At 72.5% G+C, this 12,112-nt stretch carries 14 protein-coding genes; 10 read left to right on the top strand and 4 right to left on the bottom strand.

Features of this window, described 5'->3' with window-relative positions; genetic code table 11:
- Nucleotides 1-125 precede the first annotated feature (125 nt).
- The 3 genes from ACFU97_RS39725 to ACFU97_RS39715 form a co-directional block, all read right to left on the bottom strand.
- Nucleotides 126-353: a hypothetical protein gene (locus tag ACFU97_RS39725; protein WP_384266455.1), complete on the bottom strand. Its 228-nt coding sequence runs from the start codon at nucleotides 351-353 to the stop codon at nucleotides 126-128.
- A gap of 34 nt (nucleotides 354-387) precedes the next feature.
- Complete coding sequence (locus tag ACFU97_RS39720) at nucleotides 388-1,644, bottom strand: anion permease (RefSeq protein WP_384266452.1); 1,257 nt, start codon at nucleotides 1,642-1,644, stop codon at nucleotides 388-390.
- Nucleotides 1,645-1,796: 152 nt separating this feature from the next.
- Nucleotides 1,797-2,546 (bottom strand): lysozyme, encoded by a 750-nt coding sequence (locus ACFU97_RS39715; protein ID WP_384266449.1) that lies wholly within the window; start codon nucleotides 2,544-2,546, stop codon nucleotides 1,797-1,799.
- Between the two features lie 196 nt (nucleotides 2,547-2,742).
- On the opposite strand from ACFU97_RS39715, the gene ACFU97_RS39710 reads away from it, so the two are divergent.
- The 6 genes from ACFU97_RS39710 to ACFU97_RS39685 all read left to right on the top strand — a co-directional run bounded on the left by ACFU97_RS39710 (nucleotide 2,743) and on the right by ACFU97_RS39685 (nucleotide 9,552).
- A complete protein-coding gene (locus tag ACFU97_RS39710) occupies nucleotides 2,743-3,474 on the top strand; it encodes a class II aldolase/adducin family protein (protein WP_384266447.1) in 732 nt (243 codons plus the stop codon).
- A 112-nt stretch (nucleotides 3,475-3,586) separates the two neighbouring features.
- Nucleotides 3,587-4,705: an alpha/beta hydrolase gene (locus ACFU97_RS39705; RefSeq protein ID WP_384266444.1), complete on the top strand. Its 1,119-nt coding sequence runs from the start codon at nucleotides 3,587-3,589 to the stop codon at nucleotides 4,703-4,705.
- A gap of 191 nt (nucleotides 4,706-4,896) precedes the next feature.
- Complete coding sequence (locus ACFU97_RS39700; protein ID WP_384266442.1) at nucleotides 4,897-6,291, top strand: hypothetical protein; 1,395 nt, start codon at nucleotides 4,897-4,899, stop codon at nucleotides 6,289-6,291.
- A gap of 187 nt (nucleotides 6,292-6,478) precedes the next feature.
- Nucleotides 6,479-8,077 (top strand): ribosomal protection-like ABC-F family protein, encoded by a 1,599-nt coding sequence (abc-f, locus tag ACFU97_RS39695; RefSeq protein WP_384266439.1) that lies wholly within the window; start codon nucleotides 6,479-6,481, stop codon nucleotides 8,075-8,077.
- 335 nt (nucleotides 8,078-8,412) lie between these two features.
- Nucleotides 8,413-8,631, top strand: a complete 219-nt coding sequence (locus ACFU97_RS39690; protein WP_384266437.1) for a helix-turn-helix domain-containing protein — start codon at nucleotides 8,413-8,415, stop codon at nucleotides 8,629-8,631.
- Nucleotides 8,632-8,748: 117 nt separating this feature from the next.
- Complete coding sequence (locus ACFU97_RS39685; RefSeq protein WP_384266436.1) at nucleotides 8,749-9,552, top strand: enoyl-CoA hydratase/isomerase family protein; 804 nt, start codon at nucleotides 8,749-8,751, stop codon at nucleotides 9,550-9,552.
- 4 nt (nucleotides 9,553-9,556) lie between these two features.
- On the opposite strand, the gene ACFU97_RS39680 is transcribed toward ACFU97_RS39685, so the two are convergent.
- Nucleotides 9,557-10,270, bottom strand: coding sequence for a nucleopolyhedrovirus P10 family protein (locus ACFU97_RS39680; RefSeq protein WP_384266433.1), 714 nt, complete (start codon nucleotides 10,268-10,270; stop codon nucleotides 9,557-9,559).
- An 87-nt stretch (nucleotides 10,271-10,357) separates the two neighbouring features.
- On the opposite strand from ACFU97_RS39680, the gene ACFU97_RS39675 reads away from it, so the two are divergent.
- Genes ACFU97_RS39675 through ACFU97_RS39660 form a run of 4 tightly spaced genes read left to right on the top strand, consistent with a single transcriptional unit; the run spans nucleotide 10,358 to nucleotide 12,107 of the window.
- The gene (locus ACFU97_RS39675) at nucleotides 10,358-10,843 is read left to right on the top strand and encodes an Asp23/Gls24 family envelope stress response protein (protein WP_384266432.1); all 486 of its coding nucleotides are present in this window, start codon (nucleotides 10,358-10,360) and stop codon (nucleotides 10,841-10,843) included.
- Between the two features lie 45 nt (nucleotides 10,844-10,888).
- Nucleotides 10,889-11,074 carry a hypothetical protein gene (locus ACFU97_RS39670; RefSeq protein ID WP_384266430.1) on the top strand — a complete coding sequence of 62 codons (186 nt, stop codon included), beginning with the start codon at nucleotides 10,889-10,891 and terminating at the stop codon, nucleotides 11,072-11,074.
- On the top strand, nucleotides 11,071-11,454 hold the full coding sequence (locus ACFU97_RS39665; protein ID WP_384266427.1) for an Asp23/Gls24 family envelope stress response protein: 384 nt from the start codon (nucleotides 11,071-11,073) through the stop codon (nucleotides 11,452-11,454). Before ACFU97_RS39670 ends, ACFU97_RS39665 begins: the two co-directional genes overlap by 4 nt.
- Complete coding sequence (locus ACFU97_RS39660) at nucleotides 11,451-12,107, top strand: DUF6286 domain-containing protein (RefSeq protein ID WP_384266426.1); 657 nt, start codon at nucleotides 11,451-11,453, stop codon at nucleotides 12,105-12,107. The genes ACFU97_RS39665 and ACFU97_RS39660 overlap by 4 nt, the downstream gene beginning before the upstream one ends.
- The last annotated feature ends 5 nt before the right edge of the window (nucleotides 12,108-12,112 follow it).

Raw genomic sequence — 12,112 nt, 5'->3', positions numbered from 1 at the left:
GGGACCGGGGGGGGGGGGGTGTGTGGGCACCCCCACGCGGGGGTTCGCGGCGTCCACACAACCTTTGGTTTCCGGGAGGACCCCCCCCCCTTCCACCACGCGTTTGTCGGTCTGCGGCCGGGGCCTCAGGCCTTCGTCATGATCAGAGAGATCCCGTACGCCACCGCCGCCGCGCACGCCGCGAAGCACACGTACGCGCCGGTGACCGCGAGGGTCGCCGAGTTGCCCTGGGCCGTGGCCCGTTCGCGGCGGGACAGGCCCATGATGCCGAGGGTGAACAGGGCGACGAGGCCCACGGTGACCGCGAGGCTGACGCCGAAGACGGAGCCCAGAGCTGCCCAGTCGATCTTCATGCTGCTTCTCTTCCTTCGTACCGGGAGCGCCGGCTCAGACGGTCGCGGCCGGCGGGGTCGCCGGGGCCGCCTGGTCGGGGGTGGCGGTCTTGGCCGGGGCCGGGACGGTGGCCGTCAGGTCCTCGGTGACGGTGGCCGCGGGAGGCGGCGTCACGGCGGCGATCGCCGTGGTGACCACGCCGGCCGGCTCGTCGGAGTCGTTGACGTTCGTCGCGTCGACGACCTCGCGCCGGGAGAGCTTCCAGATCGTGGCGCTCGCCGCGACCAGGAAGACGGCGACGACGGCGGTGCCCCAGTCGCCGAGATCCGTCAGGGACTCGGCGCCGGCGGCCACCAGGGCGGCGGCCGGAAGGGTGAGCACCCAGGCGACCAGCATCCGGGTCGCGGTCGACCAGCGGACGACGCCGCCCTTGCGGCCGAGGCCCGCGCCCATCACCGAGCCGGAGACCACGTGCGTGGTGGACAGGGAGAAGCCGAGGTGCGAGGAGGCCAGGATCGCCGTCGCCGCGCTGGTCTGGGCGGCGAAGCCCTGCTGCGGCCGCAGCTCTGTCAGGCCCTTGCCCATCGTGCGGATGATGCGCCAGCCGCCGATGTAGGTGCCGAGCGCGATGGCGAGGCCGGCGGAGAGGATGACCCAGGTGGGCGGGTCCGAGTCGGGGGCGACGACACCGCCGGCGACCAGGGCGAGGGTGATGACGCCCATCGTCTTCTGCGCGTCGTTGGTGCCGTGGGCCAGGGAGACCAGGCCCGCGGAGGCGATCTGCCCGGTGCGGAAGCCCTTCTCGGCGGCCTTGCCGTCGGCCTTGCGGCTCATCGTGTACGACAGCCGGGTGCCGATCATGGCGGCCAGGCCGGCCACGATCGGGGCGGCGACCGCCGGGAGGAGCACCTTGGTGACGAGTACGTCGCCGTGCACCGCGCCGAAGCCGGCCGAGGCGACGGTGGCGCCGATCAGACCGCCCATCAGGGCGTGCGAGGAGCTGGAGGGGAGCCCCACCAGCCAGGTCACGAGGTTCCAGAGGATCGCGCCGACCAGGGCCGCGAAGATGACCTCGGGACGGATGCCGGCCTCGTCGACGAGGCCCTTGGAGATCGTGTTGGCGACCTCCACCGACAGAAAGGCGCCGACAAGGTTGAGCACGGCGGACATGGCCACCGCGACCTTGGGCTTGAGTGCGCCGGTCGAGATGGTGGTGGCCATCGCGTTGGCGGTGTCGTGGAAACCGTTCGTGAAATCAAACGCGAGTGCGGTCACAACCACAATCGCGAGGATCAGCGAGAAGTTTTCCATTTACCCAGGCAATCGTTCGAAGTCATCGGTCGCTTGACCGTAGGAAACCTGAGTGAACGGAAGATGAACTGAGCAGGGCGTCGAGGTGACCTGATGAGGGGGTCGCCGCTCCGCCTCGGCCCGGCGGCCCCCGGATTCCCGGCGCCCCTTGGTCACCCGCCCCTGGCGAACCGCTTCAGCTGCGCCCGGGAGCCGTTGAAGAGATTCTGGTCACCCGGCAGGCTGCCCTTGCTGCCGTACTGCCAGAAGGTCCAGTACGACCACCCGGCGGGCAGCGCTCCCGAGGCCGCGGGGTTGCGGCCGGCCAGCCACAGCGCGTGGTGCGCGCCGAAGGCACGGCTGCGGCCCGTGCAGGTGTTCCACCAGCGGGCCGTGGTGTAGATCACCGGCCGGCGCCCGGTGCGCCGCTTCACCTCGTCGCTGAACGCGTGCAGCCAGTGGACCATGCCCGCCTTGCTCAGGCCGTAGCAGCGGTGCCTGGCGCTGTAGGGGTTGTATTCGATGTCGAGCGCCGGCGGCAGCGTCCAGCCGTCCGCCCGCCACCGGCCGCCGTGGCGGACGAAGTACGCCGCCTGGGCCCTGCCCGACGACCGGTCCGGCAGCGCGAAGTGGTAGGCCCCGCGGATGATGCCGGCGTTGCGGGCGCCGTTGTACTGCCGGGTGAAGTACGGGTTGCGGTAGGTGGTGGACTCGGTCGCCTTGACGTAGACGAACCTGGCCCCCTTGGCCTTCGCCCGCGACCAGTTGACGTTCTTCTGGTGCGAGGAGACGTCGTGCCCCTTGGGCAGACCGGCAGCCGAGGCCGGCAGCTCGGCGAGGACGGTGACGCCGACGGTGAGCGCCGCCACGGAGACCGCGACGGCGCAGCGGCGGCGGCGGAACGCCCGGTGGTCACGAGCCATGTTTCCCCCCGGAATGGCGACGTGCGCGGCAGGTCAACGGGAGATTACTGGAGGCTCGTTGCATGTGCGGTGATCCCTGGCCAAGCATGGTGAGAGAGTGATTTGTACTCATATGTGGTCTTTCGGAGGCTCGGCCTCCGTCCTAAAGTGCCCCCGGTCCGACCGCGTGTCGGGCCGCGGCTGGCAGGATCGCGGCATGGCTGAGCAGCGGCAGGACCAGCGGGACGGACGGGGTGCCCGGGAGGGCGGACGGGATGTGCCGGAGGGGTGGCGGAGGGATGTGCTCCCCGAGGAGGCGCGCGCCTGGGAGGCCCTCGTCGCCACGGCCCGCCGCACCGTGTCCGAGGGGCTGGTCGTCGGCACCTCCGGCAACGTCTCGGTGCGCGTCGGCGAGACCGTGCTGGTCACGCCGACGGGCGTCCCCTACGACCGGCTCACGCCCGAGGACGTGACCGGCGTCGGCCTCGACGGCCGGCAGGTGCTCGGCACCCTGGTCCCGACCAGCGAGCTGCCCATGCACCTCGCCGTCTTCCGCACCACCGACGCCCGCGCCGTCGTCCACACGCACGCCGTGCACGCGACGGCCGTCTCCACCCTCGTCCCCGAGCTCCCGGTGATCCACTACATGACCGCCGCCCTCGGCGGCCCGGTCCGAGTCGCCCCCTATGCGACCTATGGCAGCGAGGAGTTGGCCGAGAACATGCTCCGCGCGCTGGCCGATCGCACCGGCTGCCTCCTGCAGAACCACGGCACGATCACCTACGGCGCCTCCCTGGATCAGGCCTACGACCGCACCGCGCAGCTGGAGTGGATGTGCCGGCTGTGGCTCACGGCGTCGTCCGTGCCGGGCATGTCGCCGTCCCTGCTCTCCGGCGGGCAGCTCGCGGAGGTGGCCGAGAAACTGCGGGGGTACGGGCAGCGCCCGTGACCGTGCGGGGTATCCGGGCAGCGTGAGCAGACCACGCAACCGCCGAGAACTCGCGTCACCCCGTGCCTTCCTCCCGCTGGCCGGTCACCCGGTCCGCCGGGACACTGGAGGGGTGCGCACAGTCAAAGCGACGGCCGCGGCCGTCACCGTAGCCCTGGCGGCCGGCGCGGCGAGCGTGGCGGCGGGCCGGTTCGCGAGCGACGCAGCGCTCAAGGCGCCCCCGGGTAAACCGCTGCCCACCGAGCCCCGGCTCACCGTGCACGCCACGGCCGCGGGCCAGATCGCCCTCACCCGCGACCTGGCGGCCCTGCGCCCCGGCGTCTACGGCCTCGCCGGCGACGGCACGCACGCGGTCGTCGGCGAGGTGCTCGGCAGCACCACGCACTCCGCCGATTCCGTCGTGCGGCGCCTGGAGCGGGTCACGCGCGGCACGCTGGAGGCGGGCGACAAGGTGCGGCTGACGCCGACCGTGCACATCGGCGACCCGCGCTCCGCGCTCGGCCTCGACCACCGCGACGTCGAGATCCTCGGCGAACTGGGCGCCCTGCCCGCCTGGTTCGTGCCCGGCGTGCGCGACACCTGGGTGATCACGGTGCACGGACTGGGAGCCACCCGCGAACACCCCATGAACGTCATGGAGTTCCTGCACCGCCAGCGCTTCCCGGTGCTCGACCTCGCCTACCGGGGCGACCGCGGCGCACCCCGCTCCCCGGACGGTCTGAACCACCTGGGCGAGACGGAGTGGCGCGACGTGGACGCGGCGGTCCGCTACGCCGTGGACAACGGCGCCCGGCAGGTCGTCCTGCACGGCTGGTCCACCGGAGCCACCATGGCGCTGCGCGCCGCCGTGCGCTCCGCGCTGCGCGAGCGGATCTCGGGCCTGATCCTCGACTCCCCGGTCCTCAGCTGGCCGACGACGCTGCGCGCCCTCGCCTCGGCCCGCCGCACCCCGGGCGCCCTGCTGCCGCTCGCCGTGCGGGCCGCCCAGGGGCGCACGGGCCTGGAGCGCGACGGCACCGCCGAGGCCGTGCAGCTCACCGTGCCGACGATGATCTTCCACGGCCCGGACGACACCCTGGCCCCCTGGGAGCACTCCCGCCGGTTCGCGAACGCCCGCCCCAACCTGATCGCCCTGCACACGGTCGCGCAGGCTCAGCACGGCGCGATGTGGAACGCCGACCCGCAGGCCTACGAGGAGACCCTGCGCCGCTTCCTCACCCCGCTGATGTGACCCGCGGCCGGGCCCCGGCCGGGGGCCCCGCGGACGTACGGCTGTACGGTCGGCGCGATTCCGTTTAAGGCCGTACGACTGGCCTGTTCTCGGCCCCGAGCCGCCCGCCGGACCCCGTGCGTTGGCCAGTCCCGTCGCCCGCCGTGACATTCCGTTTGGGTTTTCGGACCGTCAACCGGAAGACTGCACCCGTGACGTCCCGTATCCCGCGCGACTCCAGGCTTCGACTCGTCCGCCCGCGACCCCTGGCCGCCGCCCCCACAGCAGTGAACCAACGGCGCCCACGCCGCCCCGCGCCCCGCCCCCCGGAGGGCACACCGGCACCCGCGGAGCTGGCCAGAATGGCGCGCTCCGGTCTGGCCGCCGCGGCCCGCGTCGCCCGCTGGGCCGACGCCGCACTCGGCCCGGGCGGCGACGGCGCGACGGCGGACGGCAAGGCCACCCTCTCCGACGAGACGGCCGAACGCGCCGCGGCGGAGCTGGGCCTGAGCCCGGTTCAGGTCCGCGCCGACTGGGACACCGCCCGCCTCGCCGGCCTCATCGAGGTGCACGGCGACAGCGCCCGCCCCGGCTGGCGGCTGCGCGCCTGGAACCGCGACGACAGCGCCGTGCTGCGCGGCTGGGTCGCCCTCTTCGACGCCTGGTCGCTCGCCCACCCCGAGCCCGCGGACCACGAGCCCGCCGCCGTCGCCGAGGTCGTCTCGGCCATGCCCCAGGTGCTCTCCTTCCTCCAGCTGTCCGCCGGGCCCGTCCCGGTCGACCAGCTCCTCGACCTCCTGGAGCAGCGGGTCACCGAACTGCGCACCGCGCGCTGCGAGATCCCCTACGGCCCGCAGCCGGAGCCCGTGCAGCAGCAGCCCGCGGACACCCCGCTCGCGCCTCTCCTCGACTGGTCCCTGCGCGCCCTCGCCGCCGTGGGAGCGCTGACCTACGACGACGCGCACGCCACGCTCACCCCGCTCGGCAACTGGGCGGTATGGGTCAAGCTGGAGCAGATCTGCGTCGCCGCGCAGAGCCCCGCCGGGAACATCGAGCAGGCGGCCGAGGACATGCTGCGCGGCTGCGCCCAGCTGCGCCCCAACGCGGCCCGCGCCGAGTACCGCGCCTGGCTCGCCGCCCGGCCCGTGGGCAGCGCCGTCACCGAGCTCATCGACGCGGCGCGCGGCGACGACGCCCTGCTGCGCGGCCTCGCCTTCGAGGCGCTGCGCGTGGTCGGTGCCCCCGCCGAGACCGACGTCAGCTCCGTGGTCGAGGAGCCCACCCTGCGGCCGTACGCGCTGCTGTGGCTGGCCGAGCACGACGGGGTGGACCCCGAGGACGCCCACGAGGTGCTCACCCGCGAGGAGGCCACCTGGCTGTGGGTCGACACCGCGGCCGCCGTCGCCGACCACGGCGAGGCCCCGATGCTCGTACGGCACCTGGAGTCGGCCGTGCAGGCGACCGTCCCCTCGCTCCTGGACGAGGTGCGCGCCGTCGGCCACCCGCGCACCGTGCAGGTCCTGGTCGCGCTCGCCGCGGCGCACCCCGACCCCGCCCTGGCGAAGGCCGTGCGCCGCGCCGCCTTCCAGGTGCACACCGGCGGCTGAGCCGGCACGCGCACACGCGCCCGGGCGTGCCCTTCGTCACGCCCGGGCGACCGAACACGCGAACCCAGAAAAACTGGTTGCATCGCCCCGTTAGACTTGGCCCATGGCCATTCTCCTCGCGCATTAGACGGCGGGAACGTCCTCAGCCGCCCATACCCGCCAACCCTGTCTGCCCTGGAGCCTGTCCGTGATCTCCGCCTCCGGTATCGAGCTGCGCGCCGGCGCCCGTGTCCTCATCGAGTCCGCCACCTTCCGTGTCGCCAAGGGCGACCGCATCGGCCTGGTCGGGCGCAACGGCGCGGGCAAGACCACCCTCACCAAGTGCCTGGCCGGCGAGGGCATCCCGGCCGCCGGCCAGATCACCCGCTCCGGCGAGGTCGGCTACCTCCCGCAGGACCCGCGCACCGGGGACCTCGACGTCCTCGCCCGCGACCGCGTCCTGTCCGCGCGCGGCCTGGACGTCCTGATCCGCAAGATGCGCGAGAACGAGGAGCGCATCGCCAACGGCAAGGGCAACACCCGCGAGAAGGCCCTCAAGCAGTACGAGCGCCAGGAGACGGAGTTCCTCACCAAGGGCGGGTACGCCGCCGAGGCCGAGGCCGCCACCATCGCCGCCGCGCTCAACCTGCCCGACCGGGTGCTCGGCCAGCCGCTGCACACCCTCTCCGGCGGTCAGCGCCGCCGTATCGAACTGGCCCGCATCCTCTTCTCGGACGCGGACACGCTGCTGCTCGACGAGCCCACCAACCACCTCGACGCGGACTCGATCATCTGGCTGCGGGACTACCTGAAGACCTACCGCGGCGGCTTCATCGTGATCTCCCACGACGTCGACCTGGTCGAGACGGTCGTGAACAAGGTGTTCTACCTGGACGCCAACCGCGCCCAGATCGACATCTACAACATGGGCTGGAAGCTCTACCAGCAGCAGCGCGAGGCCGACGAGAAGCGCCGCAAGCGCGAGCGGGCCAACGCCGAGAAGAAGGCCGCCGCGCTGCATTCGCAGGCCGACAAGATGCGCGCCAAGGCCACCAAGACGGTCGCCGCGCAGAACATGGCCCGCCGTGCCGACAAGCTGCTCGCCGGCCTCGAGGCCGTCCGCCAGTCCGACAAGGTCGCCAAGCTCCGCTTCCCGGAGCCCGCGCCCTGCGGCAAGACCCCGCTGATGGCCGAGGGCCTGTCGAAGTCGTACGGCTCGCTGGAGATCTTCACGGACGTCGACCTGGCCATCGACAAGGGATCGCGCGTCGTCATCCTCGGCCTCAACGGCGCCGGAAAGACGACCCTGTTGAGGCTTCTCGCGGGCGTCGAGCAGCCCGACACCGGCGCGGTCGTCCCCGGCCACGGCCTCAAGCTCGGCTACTACGCGCAGGAGCACGAGACCCTGGACCCGGACCGCACGGTCCTGGAGAACATGCGCTCGGCCGCCCCCGACATGGACCTCGTCGAGGTCCGCAAGGTGCTCGGCTCGTTCCTGTTCTCCGGCGACGACGTCGACAAGCCGGCCGGGGTCCTCTCCGGCGGCGAGAAGACCCGGCTGGCGCTCGCGACGCTCGTGGTCTCCGCCGCCAACGTCCTGCTGCTCGACGAGCCCACCAACAACCTCGACCCGGCCAGCCGCGAGGAGATCCTCGGGGCGCTGCGCACGTACCAGGGCGCGGTCGTTCTCGTCACCCACGACGAGGGCGCCGTCGAGGCGCTCCAGCCGGAGCGGATCATTCTGCTTCCGGACGGCGTCGAGGACCTGTGGGGCTCGGACTACGCGGATCTCGTCGCCCTGGCTTGATCGAAAGCGTGATCCACAGCGTATGGATCATTCGGCCCATCGGTGATCCATCATCTGTGTGAGATCTCCTCGTACCGAGGTGTGTCCTACATCGAATTCGCGGCCGAGCCCTTTATCCGCAAGGGCTCGGCCGTCGTACGTCGCTGACCTGGCACTTCGCGGAACAACCCGTTCGGCGGTACGAACGGTGCCGGGTGGAATTCCGGATTCCTCTTGTGGGGATGCGCTCCTGTCGTCAAATCCCTGTCTTACGGACCTTGCCGAATGGGTGGCCATGAAGCCCCGGAGGGGTGATCATGAGGAGACCAGAGCGCACTTCCCATGAGGAGGCACGGGTGGCCGAGACTCTGAAGAAGGGCAGCCGGGTAACCGGCGCCGCGCGCGACAAGCTCGCGGCAGACCTGAAGAAGAAGTACGACTCCGGTGCGAGCATTCGGGCACTGGCCGAGGAAACCGGCCGCTCGTATGGCTTCGTACACCGGATGCTCAGCGAATCGGGCGTCACGCTCCGTGGGCGTGGCGGGGCGACGCGGGGTAAGAAAGCCTCAGGCTGACCCCGGGCGGCCCCTCGGCTCCGATGGTGGCCACCCGGTCGGTCGGACGATCGGCCGGGTGGTTACTGTGCAGTCACTTAGCTCTGCTCTGCTGACCGCACTCATCGGAGGCGCCCCATGGCCACGCCCGCCAAGGACCTCGGTCCCGTACTCGACAAGGACGGCGTACGGCTCACCGTCGACGACGCGATCGCCACGGTGACGCTGACCAATCCGGCCAAGCGCAATGCGCAGAGCCCCGCGATGTGGCGGGCGCTCGCCGAGGCCGGGCGGGTCCTGCCGGGGTCCGTGCGTGTGGTCGTGCTGCGCGCCGAGGGCCAGTCGTTCTCGGCCGGCCTCGACCGGCAGATGTTCACGCCCGAAGGCATCGAGGGCGAGCCGACGTTCATCGATCTCGCGCGCAGCAGCGACGGTGAACTCGACGCGAGCATCGCCGGGTTCCAGGACGGCTTCACCTGGTGGCGGCGCAGCGACCTCGTGTCCATCGCCGCCGTGCAGGGGCACGCCATCGGAGCGGGCTTCCAGCTTGCCCTCGCCTGTGACCTGCGCGTCGTCGCGGACGACGTGCAGTTCGCCATGCGCGAGACCAGCCTCGGGCTGGTGCCGGACCTGACGGGCACGCACCCGCTCGTCGGGCTGGTCGGCCACGCCCGCGCCCTGGAGATCTGCCTCACCGGCCGCTTCGTGCAGGCCGAGGAGGCCGTCAGCACGGGCCTCGCCAACCTCGCCGTCCCGGCCGGCCAGCTCGACGGCGCCGTCCACGACCTCGCGTCCGCGATCCTGGCCGCCCCCCGCGACGCCGTCATCGAGACGAAGGCCCTCATCCGCGGAGCCCACGGCCGCTCCTACGACGACCAGCGTGCCGCGGAGAGGGCGGCCCAGGCCCGCCGTCTGCGGGACCTCGCCGGGCTCGGCGAGTAGGCGTTCAGCCGACCGCCGTCACCAGCACCGCCACCGTCGGGCGGTCCGGCAGGGCGTCCCGGACCGCCGTGCGCACCTGCTGCGCCACGTCCGATGTCCGGTGGTCGCTGTCCACCGCGAACTCCACGCGCGCGTGGCGGTGGGGCAGGGTGTTCTCCTCGTGCCGTTCTTCGAGGTGGACCGCCCGGCCCAGGCCGGTCGTGAGGTGGGTGACTCCCGGGACGGACAGGGCGGCGGCCGCCACGCGGCCCTCCTCGCCCGGCCCGGGTTCTGCGGCGTGCGGCACGTCGGGCTGTCGTACGGGGACGGGGTCCGGTTCCTCGTCCAGGAGGGCCGCGACCCGCAGGTCCACGTCCGCCACCTGAAGGCCGAGCCGCTCCTTGGCCGCGGCCGCCAGGACCGCCCGCACCAGGGCCGCCGTCTGCGGCAGCGGCGCGGCGGCCGTCGCCGCGAACTCCGCCGTCACCCGCAGCGGCCCCGGCGGCAGAGCGCTCGGCGGGGGCGGCACGGCGGGGTCGTGCGTGTCCTCCGGGTCGGCGAGGGCGATGCGGAGCGCGATCAGCTGTACGCCGCGCAGATGCTCCGTCGCACGCCGGAGCACCGCCTCGGCCGCCCTCTCCGAGATCCATGCACCGTCGCGCGGGCCGCCCAGGGGCAGGAATCTGCCCGGCCCGAGCTGATGCCGTACTGCCTGTGTCCACGGGTCCGACGTCGTCATTCCTCCAGCCTGCCGCATCCCTGGCGCGCGATCGCGCAACCCCGCTTACGGTAGTCGGAGGGAGGACGATCGAAGGGACGTACGGGTATGACCGACATGACGGAACAGAACCGGACGGGGACCCTCGAGGGCGGGAACGAGCCTGTACAGACCCGTAAGGTCGCCAGGCGGGGCGGGGGAGACCCGGCCGGCCGTGGTCGGACGACCATCGCCGACGGAGTCGTGGAGAAGATCGCCGGACTGGCCGCGCGGGACGTCGTCGGCGTGCACGCCATGGGCAGCGGCTTCTCGCGGACCTTCGGGGCCGTGCGGGAACGGGTTCCCGGTCAGCAGAAATCCGTGACCCGTGGAGTCAAGGCCGAGGTCGGTGAGGTGCAGACCGCGCTCGACCTGGAGATCGTCGTCGACTACGGCGTGGCGATCGCCGACGTGGCCCGGGCCGTACGGGAGAACGTCATCACGGCAGTTGAACGGATGACCGGCCTCGAAGTGGTCGAGGTCAACATCGCGGTGAGCGACGTGAAACTGCCGGAGGAAGAGGACGAGGAGCCGGAGCAGCCCCGGATCCAGTGACCTGCCGATCGACCGATCCACCGTCGGACAGCTGAGGAGCGCACGATGAGCATGGCCGTGGTCGGCATGATCGCCGGCATGGCGTTGGGGTTCGCCGGGTATTTCGGCGGGTTCGGTGCCTTCCTGCTGGTGGCAGCCCTGGGCGCCGTCGGATTTGTCGTCGGCCGGTTCCTGGAAGGGGATATGGACTTCGGCGACTTCTTCCGCGCGCGTGACGACCGGCGGCGGTGACACCCGTGAGCAACGGGGCCGGTGAACTCCGCGGACCTCTCGCGGTGGTTGCACCCGGCGACCGCGGCGCGAACCGGATCACCGACCGGGTCGTCTCGAAGATCGCCTCGCAGGCGGCGCGTGAGGCGCTGGGAGTTCTGCCCGCGGCGGCAACGGCCCCGCACGCCACCGTCGTCGTCCATCACGGGTCCGTCCGGATCCGTGTCCACCTCGACCTCGCCTATCCGGCCGACATCGGCGCCCGCTGCGCCGAGGTGCGTCGACATGTCGCTTTGCGGGTACGCGCGTTGGTGGGCATGGAGGTGCCGGAGGTCGCCGTCCACGTGGAGCGGCTGCACCTGACCCCGGCGCACGGCGCGGCACAGGGGAGGACGCGATGAGCGAGCCCCAGGGCTCCGAGGGCACCACACAGCGACTACCGGTCATCGAGAAGGAGTTCGACGACGACCTCGGCGGGGGAGCACCACCCCCGCCGGCCGACGAGGGCGCCCGCGAGGGCCGCTTCTGGTCCGCGCGCCGCGTCCCGGCGGCCGTCGTCGCGGTGCTGGTCCTCGCCGTCGCGGGCGTCTTCCTCTACGACATCGCCGCCGTGCGCGCGAACCGGCCGGCGATGGCCTGGCGCCGCGAGCTCGCCCGGCAGCTCGCCGAGCGCCCCCTCGACGACATCTGGGTGCTCGTCGGCGCCGGCGTCGCCGCCGCCCTCGGCCTCTGGCTGATCGTGCTCGCCCTCACGCCGGGCCTGCGCGACGTGCTGCCGATGCGGCGCCCGCAGCCCGACGTCCGCGCCGGGCTGCACCGCGACGCGGCCGCCCTGGTGCTGCGCGACCGCGCCATGGAGGTGGCCGGCGTCCAGTCCGTACGGGTGCGGATGCGCCGCAGGCGCGCCGACGTCTTCGCCCTCGCGCACTTCCGCGAACTGGACGACGTACGGGCCGATCTGGACGCCACGCTCGGCGAGGCCGTAAGCGGCATGGGCCTCGCCCGGCCGCCCGCGCTGACGGTGCGGGTACGGCGTCCCGGACGGAAGGGGTGAGGACG

It is taken from the genome of Streptomyces sp. NPDC057616 (genome assembly GCF_042800575.1).
GTDB lineage: Bacteria > Actinomycetota > Actinomycetes > Streptomycetales > Streptomycetaceae > Streptomyces.
This window is presented reverse-complemented; position numbering and strand designations above follow the sequence as displayed.

Excerpts from the sequence above, each read along its gene's own strand:
- ACFU97_RS39725 (WP_384266455.1), bottom strand. The coding sequence starts at position 353 with ATGAAGATCGACTGGGCAGCTCTGGGCTCCGTCTTCGGCGTCAGCCTC.
- ACFU97_RS39720 (WP_384266452.1), bottom strand. The coding sequence starts at position 1,644 with ATGGAAAACTTCTCGCTGATCCTCGCGATTGTGGTTGTGACCGCACTC.
- ACFU97_RS39715 (WP_384266449.1), bottom strand. The coding sequence starts at position 2,546 with ATGGCTCGTGACCACCGGGCGTTCCGCCGCCGCCGCTGCGCCGTCGCG.
- ACFU97_RS39710 (WP_384266447.1), top strand. The coding sequence starts at position 2,743 with ATGGCTGAGCAGCGGCAGGACCAGCGGGACGGACGGGGTGCCCGGGAG.
- ACFU97_RS39685 (WP_384266436.1), top strand. The coding sequence starts at position 8,749 with ATGGCCACGCCCGCCAAGGACCTCGGTCCCGTACTCGACAAGGACGGC.
- ACFU97_RS39680 (WP_384266433.1), bottom strand. The coding sequence starts at position 10,270 with ATGACGACGTCGGACCCGTGGACACAGGCAGTACGGCATCAGCTCGGG.
- ACFU97_RS39675 (WP_384266432.1), top strand. The coding sequence starts at position 10,358 with ATGACCGACATGACGGAACAGAACCGGACGGGGACCCTCGAGGGCGGG.
- ACFU97_RS39670 (WP_384266430.1), top strand. The coding sequence starts at position 10,889 with ATGAGCATGGCCGTGGTCGGCATGATCGCCGGCATGGCGTTGGGGTTC.
- ACFU97_RS39660 (WP_384266426.1), top strand. The coding sequence starts at position 11,451 with ATGAGCGAGCCCCAGGGCTCCGAGGGCACCACACAGCGACTACCGGTC.